The organism is Gluconacetobacter brunescens (assembly GCF_048695475.1).
In the GTDB taxonomy this organism is placed as follows: Bacteria; Pseudomonadota; Alphaproteobacteria; order Acetobacterales; family Acetobacteraceae; genus Gluconacetobacter.
In genome coordinates this window covers 892,308-914,190 of the sequence record NZ_JBLHEN010000002.1, presented here as the reverse complement: position 1 = coordinate 914,190, position 21,883 = coordinate 892,308, and the positions used below count along the sequence as shown (strand labels likewise).

At 65.8% G+C, this 21,883-nt stretch carries 18 protein-coding genes and 1 riboswitch; of the genes, 10 read left to right on the top strand and 8 right to left on the bottom strand.

The window, feature by feature from the left end; all coding sequences use genetic code 11:
• Positions 1-128 precede the first annotated feature (128 nt).
• Together ACMAUO_RS16445 and ACMAUO_RS16440 are read left to right on the top strand one after the other, a co-directional pair.
• On the top strand, positions 129-1,637 hold the full coding sequence (locus tag ACMAUO_RS16445) for an NADH-quinone oxidoreductase subunit M (protein ID WP_420358006.1): 1,509 nt from the start codon (positions 129-131) through the stop codon (positions 1,635-1,637).
• Between the two features lie 332 nt (positions 1,638-1,969).
• Positions 1,970-3,676, top strand: a complete 1,707-nt coding sequence (locus tag ACMAUO_RS16440) for a methyl-accepting chemotaxis protein (protein WP_420358005.1) — start codon at positions 1,970-1,972, stop codon at positions 3,674-3,676.
• 56 nt (positions 3,677-3,732) lie between these two features.
• Here the strand turns inward: ACMAUO_RS16440 and ACMAUO_RS16435 are convergent, their stop codons facing one another.
• Complete coding sequence (locus ACMAUO_RS16435; RefSeq protein WP_420358004.1) at positions 3,733-4,629, bottom strand: LysR family transcriptional regulator ArgP; 897 nt, start codon at positions 4,627-4,629, stop codon at positions 3,733-3,735.
• 75 nt (positions 4,630-4,704) lie between these two features.
• Between ACMAUO_RS16435 and ACMAUO_RS16430 the strand changes: the two genes are divergently transcribed.
• From ACMAUO_RS16430 to gluP, 3 genes are all read left to right on the top strand, one after another.
• Complete coding sequence (locus ACMAUO_RS16430; RefSeq protein WP_420358003.1) at positions 4,705-5,361, top strand: LysE/ArgO family amino acid transporter; 657 nt, start codon at positions 4,705-4,707, stop codon at positions 5,359-5,361.
• A gap of 106 nt (positions 5,362-5,467) precedes the next feature.
• A complete protein-coding gene (locus tag ACMAUO_RS16425) occupies positions 5,468-5,737 on the top strand; it encodes a hypothetical protein (protein ID WP_420358002.1) in 270 nt (89 codons plus the stop codon).
• A gap of 127 nt (positions 5,738-5,864) precedes the next feature.
• On the top strand, positions 5,865-7,091 hold the full coding sequence (gene gluP / locus ACMAUO_RS16420) for a glucose/galactose MFS transporter (RefSeq protein WP_420358303.1): 1,227 nt from the start codon (positions 5,865-5,867) through the stop codon (positions 7,089-7,091).
• Here the strand turns inward: gluP and ACMAUO_RS16415 are convergent.
• The 3 genes from ACMAUO_RS16415 to ACMAUO_RS16405 all read right to left on the bottom strand — a co-directional run bounded on the left by ACMAUO_RS16415 (position 7,024) and on the right by ACMAUO_RS16405 (position 10,673).
• Positions 7,024-8,031 (bottom strand): aspartyl protease family protein, encoded by a 1,008-nt coding sequence (locus tag ACMAUO_RS16415; RefSeq protein WP_420358001.1) that lies wholly within the window; start codon positions 8,029-8,031, stop codon positions 7,024-7,026. The two genes, gluP and ACMAUO_RS16415, sit on opposite strands and share 68 nt — an antisense overlap.
• A gap of 23 nt (positions 8,032-8,054) precedes the next feature.
• Positions 8,055-9,200: an aminotransferase class I/II-fold pyridoxal phosphate-dependent enzyme gene (locus ACMAUO_RS16410; RefSeq protein WP_420358000.1), complete on the bottom strand. Its 1,146-nt coding sequence runs from the start codon at positions 9,198-9,200 to the stop codon at positions 8,055-8,057.
• Positions 9,201-9,281: 81 nt separating this feature from the next.
• On the bottom strand, positions 9,282-10,673 hold the full coding sequence (locus tag ACMAUO_RS16405; RefSeq protein ID WP_420357999.1) for a sugar porter family MFS transporter: 1,392 nt from the start codon (positions 10,671-10,673) through the stop codon (positions 9,282-9,284).
• A 299-nt stretch (positions 10,674-10,972) separates the two neighbouring features.
• Here ACMAUO_RS16405 and pckA point away from each other — a divergent pair, with 299 nt between their 5' ends.
• The gene (pckA, locus tag ACMAUO_RS16400; RefSeq protein WP_420357998.1) at positions 10,973-12,592 is read left to right on the top strand and encodes a phosphoenolpyruvate carboxykinase (ATP); all 1,620 of its coding nucleotides are present in this window, start codon (positions 10,973-10,975) and stop codon (positions 12,590-12,592) included.
• Positions 12,593-12,707: 115 nt separating this feature from the next.
• Positions 12,708-12,819, top strand: a riboswitch (TPP riboswitch).
• A gap of 67 nt (positions 12,820-12,886) precedes the next feature.
• Positions 12,887-14,770: a phosphomethylpyrimidine synthase ThiC gene (gene thiC, locus ACMAUO_RS16395; RefSeq protein WP_420357997.1), complete on the top strand. Its 1,884-nt coding sequence runs from the start codon at positions 12,887-12,889 to the stop codon at positions 14,768-14,770.
• Positions 14,771-14,849: 79 nt separating this feature from the next.
• Here the strand turns inward: thiC and ACMAUO_RS16390 are convergent, their stop codons facing one another.
• Positions 14,850-16,352, bottom strand: coding sequence for an aminotransferase class V-fold PLP-dependent enzyme (locus tag ACMAUO_RS16390; RefSeq protein ID WP_420357996.1), 1,503 nt, complete (start codon positions 16,350-16,352; stop codon positions 14,850-14,852).
• A 107-nt stretch (positions 16,353-16,459) separates the two neighbouring features.
• Here ACMAUO_RS16390 and ACMAUO_RS16385 point away from each other — a divergent pair, with 107 nt between their 5' ends.
• A complete protein-coding gene (locus ACMAUO_RS16385; RefSeq protein ID WP_420357995.1) occupies positions 16,460-16,921 on the top strand; it encodes an Lrp/AsnC family transcriptional regulator in 462 nt (153 codons plus the stop codon).
• Positions 16,922-16,951: 30 nt separating this feature from the next.
• Here the strand turns inward: ACMAUO_RS16385 and ACMAUO_RS16380 are convergent, their stop codons facing one another.
• From ACMAUO_RS16380 to ACMAUO_RS16370, 3 genes are all read right to left on the bottom strand, one after another.
• The gene (locus ACMAUO_RS16380) at positions 16,952-17,131 is read right to left on the bottom strand and encodes a CsbD family protein (protein ID WP_420357994.1); all 180 of its coding nucleotides are present in this window, start codon (positions 17,129-17,131) and stop codon (positions 16,952-16,954) included.
• Between the two features lie 123 nt (positions 17,132-17,254).
• Positions 17,255-17,662: a hypothetical protein gene (locus ACMAUO_RS16375; protein ID WP_420357993.1), complete on the bottom strand. Its 408-nt coding sequence runs from the start codon at positions 17,660-17,662 to the stop codon at positions 17,255-17,257.
• Positions 17,663-17,746: 84 nt separating this feature from the next.
• Entirely contained in the window at positions 17,747-18,985 is a 1,239-nt protein-coding gene (locus ACMAUO_RS16370) for a sugar diacid recognition domain-containing protein (protein ID WP_420357992.1), read from the bottom strand.
• 188 nt (positions 18,986-19,173) lie between these two features.
• Between ACMAUO_RS16370 and ACMAUO_RS16365 the strand changes: the two genes are divergently transcribed.
• Together ACMAUO_RS16365 and ACMAUO_RS16360 are read left to right on the top strand one after the other, a co-directional pair.
• Positions 19,174-20,490, top strand: coding sequence for an MFS transporter (locus ACMAUO_RS16365; protein WP_420357991.1), 1,317 nt, complete (start codon positions 19,174-19,176; stop codon positions 20,488-20,490).
• 143 nt (positions 20,491-20,633) lie between these two features.
• Positions 20,634-21,773: a glycerate kinase gene (locus tag ACMAUO_RS16360; protein WP_420357990.1), complete on the top strand. Its 1,140-nt coding sequence runs from the start codon at positions 20,634-20,636 to the stop codon at positions 21,771-21,773.
• Positions 21,774-21,883: the final 110 nt, after the last annotated feature.

Below are 21,883 nucleotides of genomic sequence, written 5' to 3'. Positions count from 1 at the left end.
TGCGTGGCCGTGGTTGCGTAAAGTGCTGAAAACCGGTGCCGCTCGGGAGAACGTGATGCGGCGCCCGGGTAGTCTCGTTGCCGGAACAGGGATAGGCTTCGCCATCTTTCACGGACGATGAGACCGACGTGCATCCCATCCTGCTCTCCCTGGTCACGTATCTGCCGCTGGGCGGCGCGCTTGCCATCTTCCTGATGCGCGGCACCTCCGAGGCGATCGAGACCGCATCGCGATGGGTGGCGCTGTGGACCAGCCTGCTGGTCTTCGCGCTGTCGGTGGTGATCTGGACCGAGTTCGACCCGCAGGTGCCGGGCTTCCAGTTCGTGCAGCAGGCGGACTGGGCTGCGTCGTTCGGCGTGTCGTACCATACCGGGGTCGACGGGATCAGCCTGCTGTTCGTGCTGCTCTCCACCTTTCTGACGCCGCTGGCGGTGATCGGCGGATGGAAGCTGGTGACGACGCGGGTGCGCGACTACATGGTGGCGCTGCTGCTGCTGGAAACCACGCTGGTCGGCCTGTTCTCGGCGCTGGATCTGGTTCTCTTCTATGTGTTCTACGAGGCGACGCTGATTCCGGGCAGTCTGATGATCGGCGTGTGGGGTGGGCCGAAACGGATCTGGGCCTCGATGCAGTTCTTCCTGTTCACCTTCGGCGGGTCGCTGTTCATGCTGCTGGCGCTGCTGGCGATGTGGACCATGACGGGTACCACCGACATTCCCGTGCTGATGCACGCGAATTTCGCCCCTTCCATGCAGTGCTGGCTGCTGCTGGGCTTTATCCTGGCCTTCGGGGTGAAGCTGCCGCTGTTCCCGCTGCATGCGTGGCTGCCCGATGCCTATACCGAGGCACCCACGCCGACCACGGCGCTGCTCTCGGGCGTGCTGTCCAAGGCCGGTGCCTACGGGCTGCTTCGTTTCGGCGTGCTGATGTTCCCCGATGCCGCCCGGCTGTTCGCGCCCTACGTGCTGACGCTGGGGGTCATCGCCGTGATCTATGCCGCCATCATCGCCCTGGCGCAGACGGACATGAAGCGGCTGATCGCCTATTCCTCGTTCTCGCATATGGGGGTGATCGCGGTCGGGCTGTTTACCCTGACGCCGGAGGGGATTGACGGTGCGATCTTCCAGATGTTGTCGCATGGCGTGATCATCACCGCGCTGTTCTTCTGCGTCGCCGCCGTGTCCTGGCGGGCGGAGACACGGTCGATCGACGCCTTCTCGGGCGTTGCGCATAAGATGCCGGTGCTGGCGACGCTGGGCATGCTGTTCGTGATGGCCAATATCGGCCTGCCGGGCACGGGCGCCTTCGTCGGCGAATGGCTGGTGATGGTCGGTGCCATCCATGTCTCGTTCTGGATCGCGTTCCTGGCGGGCAGCAGCATGATCCTCGGTGCGGTCTATATGCTGGTGCTGTATCGCCGGGTGATGTTCGGCGCACCGGGACGCGGCGTGGTGGCGATGCTGCGTGACCTGACCGGGCCGGAACTGGCGGTGCTGGTACCCTGCGCGCTGGTGACGCTGTGGATGGGCATCCACCCCACCAGCTTCCTGCGGGTGTTCGATCCGGCGGTGGTCAATGCCGTTTCGGCGCCTGCCGCCCAGGCGGCTCTGGCACCGGTCCATCTCGCTTCCCGCTGACCAGCGGGCTTTCCTTTACGGCTGACCTATTCCGTATCCGGGAGAGGGCACAGGGCGCGGCACATTGTTGCCGCGCCCTGTTTTCGTTTGGCGATGGCCAGTGCCATCCACATGCGGGGGGCATGGCGTCTGCAATCGGGTTGCAGGCACGCCGAACGGCAGATTGTAACCAGATCGAAACAGGAAGAGGCTTTTCACGACCTTGCGAGGTGTCGTGGGTATTGATATTAATAATCGTTACCCATGAGAGAGCGCGTGAAAGACGACGGGCCGGATTTCGGTTTTCGGGCGGCCGGTGGAGCGAACTGATCTGGGTTGGGGAATCAGTACGAATGTTCGGCTTTCTGAAATGTCGTCTGGGGGATGCGCGGGCGACGCTTTCCGCGCTCGATCGTTCGCTGGCCATTATCGAATTCGATCTTGCGGGCCGGATCCTGACCGCGAACGAGAATTTCTGCAAGGCGCTGGGCTATCGGCTGGACGAGATCCAGGGACGGCATCACAGCATTTTCGTCGATCCCGATTATGCAGGAAGTCGTGAATATACGGCGTTCTGGGACAAGTTGCGCCGGGGCGAATTCGACGCCCGGGACTATGTGCGCATTGGAAAGGGTGGGAAGGAAGTCTTTATCCAGGCGTCCTACAACCCTGTGCGGAATTTTTTTGGGAAGCCCTACAAGGTCGTCAAGGTCGCGGCGGTCACGACCGACGAGGCGGTGAGGATTGCCGACTTCAGGGGCAAGATGGATGCCGTTTCCCGCGTCCAGGCGATGATCGAGTTTACGCCGGATGGGGAAGTCCTGAACGCGAACGATGCTTTTCTCTCATCCATGGGCTACGGCCTCGACGAGATCAGGGGGCAGCATCATCGGTTGTTTGTCGAGAAGGATTTCGCCCGTTCGCCGGATTATGCGGCCTTGTGGCGGAAATTGCAGGCTGGCGAATATGTGGCGGCCGAGTTCAAGCGGATCGGCAGGAACGGCAGGATTGTCTGGCTTCAGGCCTCGTATAATCCGATTTTTGACCATCGTGGGCGCGTCACCAAGGTCGTCAAGTTCGCGACCGATGTGACCAGCCGTGTCCAGGCGGTGGACGAGGTTGCCGGCGGGCTGGACAAGTTGGCCAGGAATGCCCTCAGCCATCGTCTGGTGACGCCGATCGACCCTGCCTATGAAAAGCTGCGTCGCGATTTCAATGCCGCGATGGAGACGCTGGAAACCACGATGGGGGCGATTTCGGCCTCGGCGGGCAGTGTGGGCAGTGGTGCGCAGGAGATTGCTTCGGCCTCGAACGATCTGGCGCGGCGGACCGAAATGCAGGCCGCCAACCTGGAGCAGACAGCGACGACCCTGGGTGAAATCACCCGTGCGGTGACGCGGAGTGCCGCAGGGGCCAGGGCGGCTTCGATCTCCGCTTCGGTCGTGCGAGCCGACGCCGTGAAGTCCGGCGAGGTGGTGCGTGAGGCCGTTGTCGCGATGGGGGAGATCAAGGGCTCGTCGCAGGAGATCGGCCAGATCATCGGCATGATCGACCAGATCGCCTTCCAGACCAACATGCTTGCGCTCAATGCCGGGGTGGAGGCCGCGCGCGCCGGCGATGCCGGCCGGGGCTTTGCCGTGGTGGCATCGGAAGTGCGTACGCTGGCGCAGCGTTCGGCGGAGGCGGCCAGCAAGATCAAGGCGCTGATCGGCAGGTCGGGCAGCGAGGTGGCGCGGGGCGCGAAACTGGTTGAGGAAACCGGTATGGTGCTGAACGCCGTGGTGAAGAAGATCTCCGAGATCGACGCGCTGGTGTCGGAGATCGCGCAGACGACCGAGGAGCAGGCGATAGGGCTGACCCAGGTCAACGAAGCCGTCACGCAACTGGACCAGGTGACGCAGCAGAACGCGGCGATGGTGGAGGAGGCGACGGCGGCGGCGACCAGCCTGAGTCATGAATCCCACGAACTGATGCGGCTGATCAGCCAGTTCGAGACGTGCGACAGGCCGCAGGTTCTGAAGACCCTTTCGCCGGTCATGGCATCGCGTTCGGCCGCCTGAGAAGGCGTGGCGCGCTGGGAAATGCGGGTCAGGCTGCTGCCAGCGGAGACAGGCTCTTAAAGAAGTCCGTTCTTTGCTGCAGTGACGACTTCGCGCGTCAGGGCGTCCAGCAGTCGGGTGCCGATGCGGGCGTGCTGCCAGTAAAGTGGTACGTCCAGATGGTGATTGGGCGTCAGGCTGACCAGTCGGCCGGTGCGCAGGTGGGCTGCGACCAGCGGAATCGGGTTCATGCACCAGCCCATCCCCGCCAGAGCGGCGTCGATGAAGCCGTGGGTGGAGGGAATCCAGTGGGTCGGCATCTCGGGTTCGGGCCCGAAGAGGGAGCGGGCCCAGCGGGCGTGCAGATCGTCCCGCCGGTCGAAACGCAGGACCGGTGCCCGCGCCAGCGATGGGGCGTCGACACCGTTTGCGAACCATTGCGCCACGAAGGCGGGCGATGCCGTCGCGGCATAGCGCAAGGCACCCAGCGGCACGGTGCGGCACCCCTGGACGGGTGCGTGGTCGGTGGTCACGGCGGCGAGGACGTCGCCCGAGCGCAGGCGTTCGGCCGTATGGTCCTCGCCGGCAATGACCAGATCGACCAGCCGGTCGCCGCGTCCGGCAAAGGCGGCGATGGCGGGAATGAACCAGGTGGCCAGGCTGTCGGCATTGACCGCGACGCGGATTGTCGGCGGTCCGGACTCGGCGATCTGGCTTGCCAGGCCCGGCAGGGCGGAGGCCATCTCGCCTTCCAGCAGGCGCACCCGTTCGACATGGGCGCACAGCCGGGCGCCGACCGCCGTGGCGCTGCAGGGTTGTCCACGAACGATCAGTACCGCGCCCAGCCGGTCTTCCAGCGCGCGCACGCGCTGCGATACCGCCGAGGCCGTGACGCCCAGTGCCGTCGCCGCGCGTTCGAAGCTGCCTTCCCGCGCGACGGCGGCCACGGCGGCGAGGGCGGCGTAATCCAGCATGGAATTTAGATCCGCTTAATCAGGTAAAGAGAATTAAGCTGGATTACGCGAAGATCCCCCGGCATGGAAGCGGCCATGTTGATTCCTTCCGGCTTTGCCAGCGGGTTCGGCCTTGCGGCCGCCCTGATCGTCGCCATCGGCGCCCAGAATTTATTCGTCCTGCGCCAGGGGCTGCTCCGCCGGCATGTCGTGCCGGTGGTGATGTTCTGTGCCCTGTCCGACATGCTGCTGGTCTCGGCCGGGGTGCTGGGGATGGGCGTGATCGTGCAGCGGATGCCCGCGCTGATCTGGATCATGTCGCTGGGTGGGGCGGGGTTTCTGGCGTGGTACGGGCTTGGTGCCCTGCGGCGTGCGTTCGCCCCCGCTGCCATGGTGGCCGATGGGCGCGAAGGGCAGCATAGCCTGGCCGGTACGCTGGGGCGGGCGGCGGCGTTTACCTATCTGAACCCGCATGTCTATCTGGATACGGTGCTGCTGATGGGGGCGGTGGGCGGCGGCCTGCCCGGCACGGCCAGGCCGCTGTTCGTGGCGGGGGCGGCGACGGCCAGCGCGCTGTGGTTCACCGGCCTGGGCTTCGGTGCGCGCCTGCTGCGCCCGGTCTTTGCCCGGCCCGCCGCGTGGCGCGTGCTGGACGGGCTGGTGGCGGCGGTGATGCTGCTGCTGGCCGGCATGCTGGCGGTGCGCGGTGTCGGCGGTGCGGCCCCGTATCTGGCCGCGCTGCACTGGTTCTGAATTGGAGCGGCGTCTTGGAGGCTGACAGCCTCTAATCGCTGGTCATGTCTGGCGGATATGTGCTCCGATCGTTGCATGAGAGATGCGCGATGAGGAGAGCGTCCGGATGCCAGCCCCGCCGTCAAAGCCGTGGTTTGCCGCGAAACAGTATGGTGTCGGGTCGGGCCTGCCCGTCGCATGGCAGGGCTGGGTAGCGCTGCTTCTGTTCCTTGCCGTTCTTTTCGGCGTTTCGGTGCTTCCGCTCTTCTTTCGTTCCGCCATTGTCGTTTTGATCGAAATCGTCATCATTCCCGTCACCGTGGCCGTCTTTCTCGTGATCTGTGCGGTGAAGACGGAAGGGGGATGGAAATGGCGCTGGGGCGGGAACGGCATGTGACGACCGGAAGGCCGTGCGGGTATATGCGCGGCGGGATGTGGCGGTCGTGAGCGATGGCGGGGCCCGCGGGGCGAGGGTTTCCGCCGGCAGTCCGGCGGGGGCCTATGGCTGGTCGCCGATTGTCGTCATGGCGCTGCTGTTCTTCAGCATCGGATTCGTCACCTGGCTGAACGGGCCGCTGATCACGTTCGTGCAGCTTGCCTTCAGCCTGAGCGATGTCGCGGCGTTTCTGGTGCCGTCCTGCTTCTATCTGGCTTATCTGGTTTTTCCGTTGCCAGCCACGCTGCTGGCGCGCCGGACCGGGCTGAAGGCCGGCATGGCGATCGCGCTGATGGTGATGGCGGCCGGTACGGCGTTGTTCGGCGAATGCGTGACCGGGCGCTGGTATCCCGGAGCGCTGGCAGGGCTGGGGGTGATCGGGGCCGGGCTGTCGCTGTTGCAGGTGACGGTGAATCCTTACGTCACGCTGCTGGGGCCGCATGAGCGCGCGGCGCAGCGGATCGCGATCATGGGGACCGCGAACAAGTTCGCCGGTATCCTGGCGCCGCTGGTCTTCGCGGCGCTGGTGATGCGTGATATCGGCGGCATTGCGACATCGGTGCGGGCGGCGCCTTCGATGGCCGCGCGTAATGCCATCCTGACGCAGTTTACCCGCGCCGTGCATGCGCCCTATCTGTTCATGGCGGTGCTGCTGCTGGTGATGGCGGTGTGGGTCCTGCGGTCGCGCCTGCCGGCGATCGGGATCGGGCCGGAGTCGGGCGTGCCAGCCGAAGGGCGTGACGGGGGCCTGTTGCTGCTGGCCCTGGGGGTGTTCAGCACGTTTCTTTATGTGGGCGTGGAGGTGATGGCCGGGGATGCGATCGGCCTGTATGGCCGGTCGTTCGGCCTGTCGCTGGACGTGACCAAATATTTTACCGCCGTCACCCTGGCGGCGATGCTCGCAGGGTATCTGGCTGGCATGGTGGTGGTGCCGCGCCTGGTGTCGCAGGAGCGCTATATGGGGCTTTCCTGCGCCATGGGGCTGGCCTTGTGCGGGGCGGCGTGGATGACGACGGGCCTGCTGTCGGTGCTGTGCGTGGCGCTGCTCGGCTTTGCCAATGCGATGATCATGCCGGCGCTGTTTCCGGTGGTGATGCGGGCGATGGGCCGGCATGCCGACCATGCCGCCGCCCTGCTGGTGATGGCGTTTTGCGGCGGGGGCGTGCTGCCGCAAGTTTTCGTGCATCTGGCGGGGGCCTGCGGGGTGCAGGCGGCCTTTGTCGGGGTCGCGGGGCCGGCTTACCTGGTCATTCTGGTTTATTGCGGCCTGATGGTGCGTCGGGCTGGGCGGTCGCCGGCGGCTCTATCGGGGTAAACGGGCCGGTCGGCTGGACGAAGATTTCGTTCCGGGCCCGGGGAATCCAGACCCGGTGGTTGCGGAGAAACTCCGCCCCCAGCAGACTTTCGTCGGTCTCGCTGACCGGCAGGAGAGGATGGTCGAAGTGGAAGGGGCCGATCTGGAAGGTATCGAAGCGATGCAGGAAGCGCGTCAGTTTCTGGTCGTCGATGCCGAAACTGATGCCTTTGCGATCACCGGCCAGGGTGGATTGCGTCACGCCGGCGTCGTGCGCATCGCTGGCGGCGATCAGGGTTCGTTGGGCGCCGCTGTCGAGAATGGCGTCCATGGGATGCCCGTCGAGCTTGACGCGGACGATGATCTTGGTCGGGTCCCGGTGATCCTCGTCGGTCGGGACGCTATAAAATCCGCCGGTCCATCGCGGGATGACGCCCTTGCATCCATGGACATCGTACAGATTGACCTGATGGTTCGGCAGGTCGAAAACGACATCGTAGCTGGAGAGAAAATCCGCTCCGAGCAGTCCCACAACGGGAATCCCGTTGATCGCGCGGCCATCCATCAGTTTGCCGACGGCAACGAAGGACACATCCGAAGCGGTCGCCGCGCCCAGCCCCATCGAGCGGGCCGTGACGATCGTGCCCAGGGTTTCGCCGCCGACGCCGCGCAGACGGACCTGGCGAAACGTGGAATATAGACCGAGTTTGTCGATCTCCTGTGGCCAGACGGCCGTGATCAGCGAGCCTGTATCGACGATGAACGCCACCGGATGCCCGTTGATGGACGCCTTGACGATGGGGGAGCCGTGCCCGTTCAGAACGGGCATATCGCCGACCGACGCGATAGTGCAGGCGCCGTTCTCGGCACAGGCGCTGAGAATGAGGGGGATGCAGAGCAGCGACCAGCGCAGGGATCGGACCATGAAGCCATGGTAGGGCTTGTCGGGAAATCCTGACAAGCTGCCGGCATCGTGCCGCGTGTTCAGGCGCCGGCCCCGCCGGCGCGGGCGAACCAGGGAACCATGCGCCGCAGGGCCTCTTCCAGCCGGTCGGTCGAGACCGCGAAGCTGAAGCGCATGAAGCGGTTGCCCTCGACCGGGTCGAAATCCAGTCCGGGCGCGGTGGCGACGCCGGTATCGGCCAGCAGCCGGGCGCAGAAGGCCAGGCTGTCATTCGTCAGGTGGCCGATATCGGCATAGATGTAGAAGGCGCCGTCGGGCGGGGCGATCCGCTCGATCCCGAGTTCCGGCAGCCGCTCCAACAGCAGGTCGCGGTTATGGCGGTACATGCGGACATGGCCCTCCAGTTCCTCACGGCAGTCGAAGGCGACTAGACCGGCATGCTGGCTGAGCGAGGGGGGCGTGAGGAACATGTTGCCCACCCGCGTCCGCACCGCCTCGACCAGCGACAGGGGCGCGACCAGCCAGCCCAGCCGCCAGCCGGCCATGCTGAAATATTTCGAGAAGCTGTTGACGACCAGCGCCTCGGGATCGTCCTGCAGGATCGAGCGGGTCGGGCCGACATAGCTGAGTCCGTGATAGATCTCGTCGGAGACGATGCGGATGCCTCGGTCCCGGCAGACGGTGACGATGGCCTGCATCTCGGCGTCCGACAGGATCGTGCCGGTGGGGTTGGCGGGGCTGGCGAGGATGATGCCGTCGGGCGGCGGGTCCAGCGCCGCGATGGCGGCGGCCGAAAGCTGGAACCGCTCGGCCGGGCCGCAGGGGATTTCGACCGGTTCCATATAAAGTGCCCGCAAGGTGTTGCGGTAGGCGACATAGCCCGGCCGGGCCAGCGCGACCCGCGCGCCGGGCGTGAAGGCGCTGTTCAGCGCCAGGACGAAGGCCGGCGAGGCGCCGCAGGTCAGCCAGATCTGCTCGGGCAGGACGGTCGCGCCGTAGGTTTCCAGGTAATGGCGGGCGATGCGCACCTTCAGCGGTGTGCTTTCCCAATAGCCCATGGCGTCGCTGTCGAGGATGCGGTGGGCCTCGGCGATCGCGGCCTTCGGGGCGCCGGTCGAGGGCTGGCCGAATTCCATATGCACGATATCGTGCCCTTCCGCCGCCATCTGGTGGGCCAGCGTGCTGAGGCCGACGGCATGGAAGGGATCGATGCGGGGAACGGTCATGGGCGGGCCTCGTCCGGAGTGGCGAACTCTGTCGGCATAGTCACCATGCCGGCCCCCGGCAAGCTATCGGACCGGGCGCCGTTAACGCGCCCGGCCGAGCCGGTGGCCGCCGGCCGTGCGCAGGAAGGTGCCCTCGCGCAGCCGGCCTTCGATTTCCTCCAGCGACAGGCCGCGCGTTTCGGGAACGAAGCGCAGCACGAACAGGAAGGCCAGGGCATTGACCAGCCCGAACAGCAGGAAGGTGCCGCCCGCGCCGAAGCTCTGGACCATCGACAGGGTGGTGAGCGAGATCAGCAGGTCGGCCGCCCAATGCGCGGCCGCCACCAGGCCCATGCCCTTGCCGCGTACCGACAGCGGAAAGACCTCGGCCCCGATGATCCAGATGGTGACCGACAGGCTGCCGACATTCAGCACCGCATAGCCCAGCAGGGCCGCCACCATTAGCCAGGGATGGGACGCGCCCGCCGCCTGCATATGGAACAGCTCGGCCAGTGCCAGCAGGCACAGGCTGGCTCCCGGCAGGAACCACAGCAGCAGGGCACGCCGGCCGATCGCCTCGACCGCCCAGTTGCCGAACAGCGTGGCCACGATGATCGCCACGCCGACCGCGATCGAGGTGAGGAGGGCCGATCCCTCGCCGAAGCCGGCGCCGGAGAAGATGGTGGGGGCATAATAGAGGACGGCATTGATGCCGCTGAGCTGGCAGAGCAGGGCGACGCCGACCGCAGCCACCAGGGCGGGGCGGATCCATGGGCGGGCCAGTTCCGACCACGGTGCCTGACGGTCGTGCGCGTCGATGATGCTTTGCAGTTCCTGCTCGGCCGTGTGGTGGCTGGAGCGGACCCGGCGCAGGACGGTGCGGGCGCCGTCGAAATCGCCCCGCATGGCCAGCCAGCGCGGACTGTTGGGCAGGAAGGCCATGCCCAGCAGCAGGATCACGGCGGGAATGATCCCCAGACCGAACATGATCCGCCAGCTTTCGTGGCGCAGCAGATAGCCGGCGATGTAGGAGACCAGGATCCCGAAGACCACCGCGAACTGGAACAGCCCGACCAGGCGCCCGCGCCGGTGGGCCGGCGCCAGTTCGGAAATATAGAGCGGCACAATCTGCGACGCGGCACCGACCGCCAGGCCCAGCACGAAGCGCGCCACGGTGAGCATCCGGGTGCTGTCGGCCAGGGCGGCGACGAGCGTACCGATGATGAAGATGGCGGCCGCCACCATCACGGTGCGCCGGCGGCCGCAGCGGTCGGACAGCGGTGCCGCCCCCATGCAGCCGACCAGCGCGCCGGCGATGATGGCCGAGGTGACGATCTGCTGGCCGCCGATATCCAGATGGAATTGTGGCGTGATCTGCAGCAGGGCCGCCGAGATGATGCCGGTGTCGTAGCCGAACAGCAGGCCGCCGGCGGCGGAAATGCCGGCTATGACGTTGATGAGCAGCTTTGCCTGCGGATTTTCTTTTTCATTCATTCAGTTATTTTATGAAGAGATTGAACGAAAATCAAAGAAAAGCAGGGTGTCCGCTATAAAAAGACAGCAATCCCGGACGGGTTTGTGATAATTTTTATCGTCCTTCAAGAAACTTTTCGAGCAGATGGCGTGCAGTCAGAAGGGCGAGAATGGGGAGGGTGGATATATATTGGGGATGCTCGATCACGTATTTGTGATTGAGAGATATGATGTCGATCAGGAAGTTGCCATGCTGATCGGATCACAATTGTCATACCGGGACGACACACCGGGGAACAATGATCAGGAAACGGAAAAGAATGAACAGCAATAAGATATTCCGGCCTGCGGACTCAGAAGACGCGATAACGGGAACCGGCCTGCGCCATGCCGGGGCGGTTCATGCCAATCTTCATGCGCCCGAACTGATCGGGCATGCGATTCGTCGGGAGGAAGGCGCTTTGTCCTCCGGCGGGGCGCTGATGGTGCGCACGGGCCTGCATACCGGCCGGTCGGCGCAGGACAAGTTCGTCGTCGACGAACCCTCGACTCGCGACGGCGTCTGGTGGGGGGCCATCAACGCCCCTCTTCCGGGGGCGGCGTTCCAGCGGGCCTGCGATTATGTGCGGGGCTATCTGGAGGGGCAGGAACTGTTTACCCAGGATTTGTATGCGGGCGCCGATCCGGCCCATCGCATCCGGGTGCGCCTGGTGACGACCCATGCCTGGCACGCGCTGTTCGCGCGCAACATGTTCATCCGGCCGCCGGCGGCCGAACTGGCGGGATTCGTGCCGGATTTCGTGATCCTGCATGCGCCCGACCTGGAACTCGACCCTGCGACGCATGGCGTGCGGAGTTCCACCGGCGTGATCCTGTCGCTGGAGCAGCGGCTGGTGGTAATCGCCGGCACCCAGTATGCCGGCGAGATCAAGAAATCCATCTTCACCGTCATGAACTGGCTGTTGCCGGAACAGGACGTGATGCCGATGCATTGCTCGGCCAATATCGGACCCGGCGGTGAGGTGGCCCTGTTCTTCGGCCTGTCGGGCACCGGCAAGACCACGCTGTCGTCCGACGCCGCGCGCCAGTTGATCGGCGATGACGAGCATGGCTGGTCGCGGGACGGTGTGTTCAATGTCGAGGGGGGCTGCTACGCCAAGGTGATCGGCCTGAAACGCGAGGCCGAGCCCGAGATCTGGGACGCATCGCACCGCTTCGGCACCGTGCTGGAAAATGTGGTGGCCGACCGCGACGGTGTGCCGGACTTCATGCATGGCGGGCTGACGGAGAACACCCGCGCCTGCTATCCGATCGATTTCGTGGCCAATGCCAGCGCGGACGGGCAGGGCGGCGTGCCGCGCCATGTGGTGATGCTGACGGCCGATGCGTTCGGCGTGCTGCCGCCTATCGCGCGGCTGACGCCCGCGCAGGCGGTGTATCATTTTCTGTCGGGCTATACGGCGCGGATCGCCGGGACCGAAAAGGGGTTGGGCAAGGAGCCGCAGGCGACCTTCAGCGCCTGTTTCGGCGCGCCGTTCCTGCCGCGCCCGCCGGAACTGTATGGTGCGCAACTGGCGGCCAGTCTGGCGCGGACGCCGGTGACGTGCTGGCTGGTGAATACCGGCTGGACCGGCGGGCCGTATGGGACCGGGCGCAGAATTGCGCTGGCGCAGACGCGCGCGCTGGTCAACGCCGCGCTGGACGGGAAGCTGGACGACGTGTCGTTTCGGGTGGAAGAGCATTTCGGGCTGTCGATTCCGACCCATGTGCCCGGCGTGCCCGACAGCCTGCTGGACCCGGCTTCGACCTGGGACGATCCGGCGGCTTATGCCCACGCGGCGGCCGACCTTGCGGCGCGGTTTGAGAAGAACTTCGAGACCTTCCGGGAGGGCTGTGCGCCCGAGGTTCGGGAGGCCGCGATCCGTCCGCGCGCGTCGTGACCGGTGCGGGCGGGCCGTGGGGACGGCCCGCCCATTGCGCGACAATGTGACGTGCCGCGCCGCCGGGTAGTGCAGCTTGCTCTTGACCCCGGCCCTTGGGGCGGGACTAAGATTGCGCCGTTCTCCGGGGAGTCGCATGCGAGCGGCTGAGAGAGGGGTGTTTTCCCCCTGACCCGTCGAACCTGATCCGGGTCATGCCGGCGAAGGGATGGGAATTGTGCGCGGCGCTGCGATGTGCCGCCGTCATGACATTTCGCGCCGGCGCGCCCCCTCAATGAGCAAAGAGGACGCGCCATGAATATCCAGACACCCCCCACCACGCCGCCGCGCCAGCCGACACGCACGCCCGCGACCGGCGATGTGACGATTGGCCCCCGTGTCGGCGGGCATAAGGTCTATCAGGAAGGCACGCTGTTTCCCGACCTGCGCGTGCCCTTCCGGCAGGTCGATCTGCACGCCAGTTCCGGGGAGCCGCCGGTGACGCTGTACGATCCGTCAGGCCCCTATACCGACCCTGCCGCCGAGATCGATATTGCGCGCGGCCTGCCCGCCCTGCGTGCGGGATGGATCGCGCGGCGCGGCGACTGTGCGGTGGTGGAGCAGCCGCGCCAGGTGCGGCCGGAAGATAATGGCGGGGCCAGCGGGGCGACGCTGGCGCCGGCCTTCGACAATACCGGGCGGGTGGTGTGGCGTGGTCGGCCGGGGCGACCGGTGACGCAGCTTGACTATGCGCGCGCCGGGATCGTGACCGAGGAGATGGAATATGTCGCGATCCGCGAGAATCAGCGCCGTGCGGCGACGGACCGGGCGCTGCGGGATGGGGAGGATTTCGGCGCCAGCATTCCGGACTTCGTGACGCCGGAATTCGTTCGCGACGAAATTGCCCGGGGGCGGGCGGTGCTGCCGGCGAACATCAACCATCCGGAACTGGAGCCGATGATCATCGGCCGGAACTTCCTGGTGAAAATCAACGCCAATATCGGCAATTCCGCCGTGCTGGGCCATGTGGCCGACGAAGTGGACAAGATGGTGTGGGCCACGCGCTGGGGCGCGGATACGGTGATGGATCTTTCCACTGGCCGGAATATCCACAATATCCGCGACTGGATCATCCGCAACAGCCCGGTGCCGATCGGCACGGTGCCGATCTATCAGGCGCTGGAGAAGGTGGGCGGCGTGGCCGAGGACCTGACATGGGAGGTTTTCCGCGACACGCTGATCGAACAGGCCGAGCAGGGAGTGGATTACTTCACCATCCATGCCGGGGTGCGGCTGGCCTATGTGCCGCTGACGGCGCGGCGGGTGACGGGCATCGTCTCGCGCGGCGGCTCGATCATGGCCAAATGGTGCCTGGCGCATCATCGCGAGAGCTTCCTGTATGAGAAGTTCGGCGAGATCTGCGAGATCATGCGGGAATATGATGTCAGCTTCAGTCTGGGCGACGGGCTGCGGCCCGGCTCGATTGCCGATGCCAACGATGCCGCCCAGTTTGCCGAACTGCGCACGCTGGGCGAGCTGACCCGTGTGGCGTGGGACCATGGCTGCCAGGTGATGATCGAGGGGCCGGGCCATGTGCCGATGCACAAGATCAAGGCCAATATGGACGAGCAACTGGCCCATTGCGGCGAAGCGCCGTTCTACACGCTTGGTCCGTTGACGACGGATATCGCGCCTGGATACGACCATATCACCAGCGCCATCGGGGCGGCGATGATCGGCTGGTTCGGCACGGCCATGCTCTGCTACGTCACGCCGAAGGAGCATCTGGGCCTGCCTGACCGTAACGACGTGAAGACCGGAGTGATCACCTACAAGCTCGCGGCCCATGCCGCCGATCTGGCCAAGGGGCATCCGGCGGCGCGGTTGCATGACGATGCGGTTTCACGCGCGCGTTTCGAATTCCGCTGGGAGGATCAGTTCAATCTGGGGCTGGACCCGGAGACGGCGCGTTGTTTCCATGACGAGACGCTGCCGAAGGATGCGCACAAGACGGCGCATTTCTGTTCGATGTGCGGGCCGAAATTCTGCTCGATGAAGATCAGCCAGGATATCCGTGACGCGGCGCGTGGCCAGAATGACGGGGCTGGGATGTCGGCCGCCGAGATCACGGCCGGGCTGGCGGAGATGGGAGAGAAGTTCCGGGTTGGCGGGAGTGCGATCAACGTGGCGGTGGAGTGAGGTTTCTGTTCTTTTTTGAAAAAAAGAACCAAAAAACTTTTGATCTATTAAGGACTTTCCTGCGGGATTCGTAAAAACCCTAAACGGATAAAAGTCTTTTTGCTTCTTTTTCTTCAGAAAAAGAAGACTCTCCTGCCACTGCATGAAACCGTGCGGTGGCAGGATCCGCCTCGTAAAAACCGGCCATGGGATAGGGCGCGCGAGCCAGTTCGTCCACGGCCGCGATGATCTGTGCCGCTTTTGCGTCATCCATCAGCACGCTGAAATTCAGGCGTGTCCAGCCGGGCTTGCGCATTTCCGCACCCGACAGGATCGCGGTGCGCAGGGTATCGGATTCCGTGCGGTCGATTCCCAGCAGGCGGTGGGCGTAGGGGCCGGCGCAGGCGCAGCCGCCCCGGGCCTGGATGCCGTAGCAATCGGACAGCATGCGGGTGAAGAGTTGCTGGTGGATAAAGCCGCCATGCTGCCGGTCGTGGACCTGCATCGAGAAAATCGGCAGCCGCCGTGTGGCGGCCGGGTTGCCCAGGATGACGAGATTGGGGTTGTGGTCCCAGACCGCGCGGGCCGCGTGGTAGAGCGCGTCATCGCGGGTGTTCATGAAATCCTGTCCGATCGCGTCCTTGACCAGGAAGGCGAGGGCGGCGCGGATATCGCCGATCACATTGGGTGTGCCGGCTTCCTCGCGCGTTGCGATGCCGTCGGCATAGTCATGACCCCAGGGGGAGACGAAGCGCACCGTGCCACCGCCGGTTACCACCGGGCGGTTCAGCGTTACGGCCGCATCGCGGACGATCGTGATGCCCGAGGCGCCGGGCCCGCCGATGAATTTATGCGGCGAAATCACGATGGCGTCTTTTTCGCAGGGGGTACCGGGCTTCATGTCGATCGGCAGGTAGGGGCCGCCGCCGGCATAGTCCCAGACCGCCAGGGCACCGTTGGCTTTCAGCAGCGCCGTGACCGCGTCGGTGTCGGTGATGATGCCGGTGACGTTGGATGCGGCCGAGAAGGCGCCGATTTTCAGGCGTGACGGGCCGGCTTCCGCCAGGGCTGCCGCGAGATGGACGAGATCGGGCCCGCCCTCGGGAGCCTCGTGGATTTCCACGATCTCGGCACCGCTTTCGCGCCAGGGCAGGATGTTGGAATGGTGCTCGTAGGGGCCGATGAAGGCGACCGGGGTGGCGCCGTTCCGCACTGCTTCGGGCACGCCCAGCAGGGACACCAGCCGGTTCAGCCCTGCCGTGGCGCCGGACCCGGTGAAGATGGTCGAAAATCCTGCGCCGGCGCCGCATAGAAGGGCGATGGTGGCCCGCGCGGCATGGCGCAGGCGGCTGACATGCCGGCCGCAGAACGAGGCTTCGGTATGGCTGTTGGCGTACCAGGGCAGGACATGATTCATCACGAAATCCTCGACCTGGCGCAGTGCCCGGCCGGAGGCCACGTAATCGGCATAGATCAGCTTGTGGGTGCCGAACGGGCCGGGGATGGGGGCGCCTTCGCCGATCAGGCCGGCGCGGAGTCCGTCAAGACCGCCTGCGCGCAGGGACATGGTGAAATCCGAGAAGAGATCCTGTCCGTCGCGCATCGCCGCCTGCCTCCATCAATGGGTGGCCAGAAAATAGACGGGATTCGGTGGAAGAACTTTAGCATTCTCTCGATTGAAATGACCAACATTGGGTCATATGATCGGGTATGGCGGAAAAACTGGATCATTTTGATCGGGCATTGCTTCAGGCCCTGCAACGCGATGCCGGATTGTCGCAGCGCGACCTGGCCGAGCGGATCGGGCTGTCGCAGAATGCCTGCTGGCGGCGGCTGCATGCTCTGCGCGAGCGCGGGATGATCCGGCACCAGACGGTGCTGCTCGATCCCGAAGCCCTTGGGCTGGGGCTGACGGTTTTTGTGATGGTACGCACGCGCCACCATTCCCGCGACTGGCTGGACCGCTTTCGCGAGGCGGTGGTGTCGGTGCCGAATGTGATCGATTTCTACCGGATCGCCGGTGAGTACGACTACATGCTGAAGATCGTGACGACGGATATGAATGCCTTCGACGCCATCTATCGTACGCTGATCGCGCGGGTCGAGCTGGATACCGTTACCTCGTACATGGCGATGGAGGCGATCTGCGATCGGCGGGACCTGCCTTTGTGACAGGCCCCGGCGATCCTGGGCGCCTGGTGCTTAGAATTTATTGATCGTGCCCTTTACGGCGCCCTTCGCCTTTTCGGCGGTGCCCTTCAGCTTCTGCGCCTCGCCTTCGGCTTCCAGGTCGGTATTCTTGGTCACCTTGCCGACGTTGCGCTTGATCTCGCCGACCACCGTGTCCGCATGGCCTTTGACCTTGTCCTTGAATTCGCCCATTTCCGTGCCTCCTTGGTTTCGCGCCTCTCGGGGTGGACGCGGGCATGGATCGAAACGTCAGCGTCCGGGAGGGGTTGCGTGCGGGCGCGGCGGGGGTGGCAACGCAGCCATGCCCTGAGCGGGTCAGTGCTGTTCGTCGCCGATCGTGGCCTGATCGGGCGTGACCTCGTGCATCCGGGTGGAGGCCTTGCCTTTTGCGTGGCTGGACGGGGCGCAGGGAGCGGGCGACGAATCGTCGCCGCCGCTCATGCCACCCATGCCGCGATGCATACCGCCACCGCCCATGCTGAAGCCGCCGCCACCCATTCCTCCACCCATTCCGCCGTCCATCCCCCCGGCCATGCCACCTCCGCCCATGCCACCCCCCATGCCGCCACCGGCGCCGTGGTGACCGCCGAAGCCGCCGGAACCGCCGTGCCCCCCGCCACGTCCCGAGCGGCAGGCGCCATCGGAGTCATCGCCGCCGCAGGCGGCCAGCAGGGGCAGGCAGGCAATGAGCAGGCAGGGCAGCAGGATTCGGGTCAACGGCATGGTCAGCGCCTCCATGAATGAACTGGAGGCGATGATGGGCACGGGCGGGCCGGAGGGAAAGAAACAGTCTGTAACGGGCTGGCTTCAGGAAGCGTCTTCCGGGGTGGGCGTGGTCAGCGGGGGCATGTCCGGGGTGAGATGCAGTGCCAAGAACAGCGCGACGATATCCGTGCTGGAACCCAGGTCGACCCCGCAGATGGTTTCGACCCGCCGCAGGCGGTAGTCGAGACTGTTGCGGTGCAGGCCGAGGGCCGCGGCGGTGGGTTGCGGCCGCATGCCGTGGGCCAGCCATGTCCGCAGCGTATGCAGCAGCATCGCCTGTCCGGGGGCTTCCAGCAGGGGGCGCAACGGAGCCCGGAGTTCCTGCGTGCGCCAGTCCTGGGAGGGGGCATCGAGCAGGACTGCCAGGCGCATTTCGTCATAGAACAGGAGGTCGCGCGCCGCATGCAGGCGCCGTCCGACATCCAGCGTGGCCCGTGCCGTGTGAAAGGAGCGTACCAGCCCGTCCGCCCCTTCGATGAAGCCCCCCAATGCCAGCCGCAGGTCCAGCCCGGTGGCGGCGCGTGCCCGCGCCAGCAGGCGGTGTGCCCGCTCGCGATGCCAGTCCAGGCTCCAGGTGCCCTTGGTGGTCAGGGCCGGTTTCAGCACCGCGATTTCGGCCAGCGACAGGGGGGCGACCAGATTGCCGCGTTCGGGCTCGCAGAGCAGGTTGATCAGGTGATGCCGCTCGCCGAGCAGGGAGGCGGCGTCGGGCCCCTCGGAGCGGATTTCGATGATCGCGGCGACCCGTGGCTGCCGCAGGTCGATGCCCAGCCGGGCCGCCGACCGGGACAGGGCCGGCGGCGTGGTGGCCTCGCGCACCAGACTCAGCACCAGTTCCTCGCGCAGGCGGGCATCGCGCGACAGGGTGCGGTTCTGGCGCGCATGTTCCAGCATCGTCTCGGCCGCCATGCGGACCAGTTCGGCATAGGGGCGCAATGTGCCGGGCGCGCCGGTCAGCCCGACGCAGCCCACGATGGTGCGGCCGATCCGCAGCGGCAGGTTGACGCCCGGCCGCGCGCCGCCGAACTGCCGGACGGCGCGGGCCTCGATCTCGACCGCGCTGCTGCGTGCCAGCACCAGCAGGGCGCCGTCATGGATCTGGCCCAGCCGGGCGGGATCGCCGCTGGCGATGATGACGCCGCGGGCGTCCATCACATTGATGTTGCAGCCGGTAATGGCCATCGAGCGATCGACGATCGCCTGAGCGAGGGAAGGGTCGATATCCGGCCGCCCCATGCCGTCGGAGGGCGCATTCTGGGCAGTTGGGTCCGATATCGTCATGGTTTGCCTGTCATATGCCCGGAATTTTGTGCCAATTCTGGCATATTTATCGTGCATATGCACCAAGACGGCGGGGCGGTTCTGCCCGTAGGGTCGATCCAATGGCCCGAACGCCGCATGGTGTCGCGCCCCCGTCCGTATCCCGCCCCGGGACGTGGCCGGGCAAGAAGAACAAGCATCGGGGAAGAATGATGCACGCAGCCTCCGCACTCTCGTCGTCGGCCGTGGACCGGCTGGATGCGACCTTTCGCAAGGTCGCGGGCAGGGTGGTGCCCTATATTTTCGTCTGTTACCTGTTCAATTACCTGGACCGGGTGAATGTCGGCTTCGCCAAGCTGGACATGCTCGATGCGCTGCATATGTCCGAGCGCGCATACGGCCTCGGCGCCGGGATCTTCTTCCTTGGCTATATCGCCTGCGGCGTGCCCAGCAACCTGATGTTGCAGCGCGTGGGCGCGCGGCGGTGGCTGGCGATGATCATGGTCGTGTGGGGCCTGCTGTCGGCCGCGCAGATGTTCGTGGCCGGTCCGGCCAGTTTCTATCTGCTGCGGTTCGTCACCGGAGCGGCGGAAGCCGGATTCTTTCCGGGGTTGGTGCTGTATCTGACGCGCTGGTTCCCCTCCGAGCGGCAGGGGCGGGCGCTGACCCTGTTCATGTCGGCGATTCCGCTTTCGGGCGTGGTGGGCGGCCCGCTGTCGGGCTGGATGCTGTCGCATTTCGCCGCCGCGCCCGGCGGGCTGGCAGCGTGGCAGTGGCTGTTCCTGCTCCAGGGATTGCCGACCGTTGCGCTGGGCATCGGCATGGTGATGCTGCTGAGCGACACGATCGAGCAGACGGCATGGCTGGCGCCGGAGGAACGGGCGGCGGTCAGTGAGGCGTTGCGGCGCGACCGGCTGGAGCAGCCGAAGCAACTGGCCGATACTTTCGGGGCCGTGCTGCGCAATCCGGCCGTCTGGATGCTCGGGCTGCTTTATTTCTGCATCCAGGCCAGCGTTTATGCGATCAATTTCTGGCTGCCCACGATCATCCGCTCCAGCGGCATCCATGATGCGGCGATGATCGGCTGGCTGAGTGCCGTGCCCTATGTGGCGGCCAGCCTGTTCATGATCGGCATGGGCCGTTCGGCCGACCGGATGCGCGAGCGGCGGTGGCATCTGGCTGTTCCGCTGCTGATGGCGGCCGGCGGCCTGGCGCTGGCGGCGCGGTTTCCGGACTCGATGCCCGTGGCATTGGGGGCGCTGACAGTGGCGACCGCGGGCGCGCTGACCGGGTTGCCGATGTTCTGGCCGCTCTGCAACGGTTATCTCAGCCCGGCGGCGGCGGCCGGGGGGCTGGCGCTGATCAATTCGATGGGACAGTTGGCAGGGTTCGTCAGCCCGTATCTGGTCGGCTGGGTCAAGGACGCGACGCAGCGGACCGATGGGGCGCTGGCCCTGCTGGCGGCGATGGCGGTGCTGGGCGTGGTGTTGGTGTTGCGTATGTCCCCCTCCCGCGTCAACCGCTGAAAGCGTGGCCGGACATGCGCGCTGGTGGCGATCCGACGCGCGTTTTCTGCGCTCCGGTGCTCACGGCCATCAAGGCCGCTCCGCTCCGGTGCACGGAAACACACGACGGGCGCGGCCCGTAAAATAAAAAACGGGGAACGACGATGAAGATTGTAATCGTGTGTGATTCCTTCAAGGAAAGCCTGTCGGCCCTTCAGGTGGCCGATGCGATCGAGGACGGATTTCGCGCAATCTATCCCGATGCGACCTATGTGAAGCTGCCGGCCGCCGATGGGGGCGAAGGTACGGCGGAGTCGCTGGTGCTGGCGACCGGCGGGCGGATGTTGGCGCGGGAGGTGACCGGGCCGCTGGGGGCACCCGTCATGGCGGCATTCGGCATTCTGGGTGACGGGCAGACGGCCGTGGTGGAAATGGCGGCGGCCGCCGGATTGATGCTGGTACCGCGTGACCGGCGCGACCCGCTGGCGGCCACGACCTACGGCGTCGGGCAACTGATCCTCGCGGCGCTCGACGAAGGGTGCCGGCATGTCATTCTCGGGCTTGGCGGTAGCGCCACCAATGATGGCGGGGCCGGCATGGCCCAGGCGTTGGGGGCCTCGCTGCGTGACCATGACGGGGTGGAACTGCCGTTCGGCGGCGCGGAACTGGCGCGTCTGGCGCGTATCGACCTGTCGCGCCTCGACGCCCGGCTGGCGGGCTGCCGGATCGAGGTGGCCTGCGATGTCGATAACCCGCTGACCGGCCCGTTCGGCGCTTCGGCGATCTTCGGTCCGCAGAAAGGGGCGACGCCGGAGATGGTGGGCCTGCTGGATGGCGCGCTGGCCGGATATGCCCGGCATGTCGCGGCCGCGACGGGGCGGGAGGTCGACGCCGTTCCCGGCGCCGGCGCGGCGGGGGGGCTGGGGGCGGCGGCGCTGGCATTCCTGGATGCCACCCTGCGGCCGGGCGTGGAGATCGTGATGGAGGCGCTGGGGCTGGATGCCATCCTTTCCGATGCCGACCTGGTGATTACCGGCGAGGGCCGGATCGACGGGCAGACCGTGCATGGCAAGGCCCCCATCGGCGTGGCCCGTGTCGCCCGCCGGCACGGACGGCCGGTGATCGGGATCGCCGGGTCGCTGGGCCACGATGCGGCAAAGGTGCATGCCCATGGAATCGATGCCGTCTTCAGCGTCGTCAACCGGCCCTGCACGCTGGAGGAGGCCCTGGCCGAGGCGGCGACCAATGTGCGGGTGACGGCGCGCAATGTGGCCGCCGCGACAGCAATCTTTCGGGCCAGGTGAGGAAATGTAACCAACGGGGCGAGGTTTCGGCCCGGATTGATTTTATTTTATGTCAAATATGACAGAACGAAGACGGTGTTTTTGCGACGAGTGTGTTTTTCCTGAGTAGA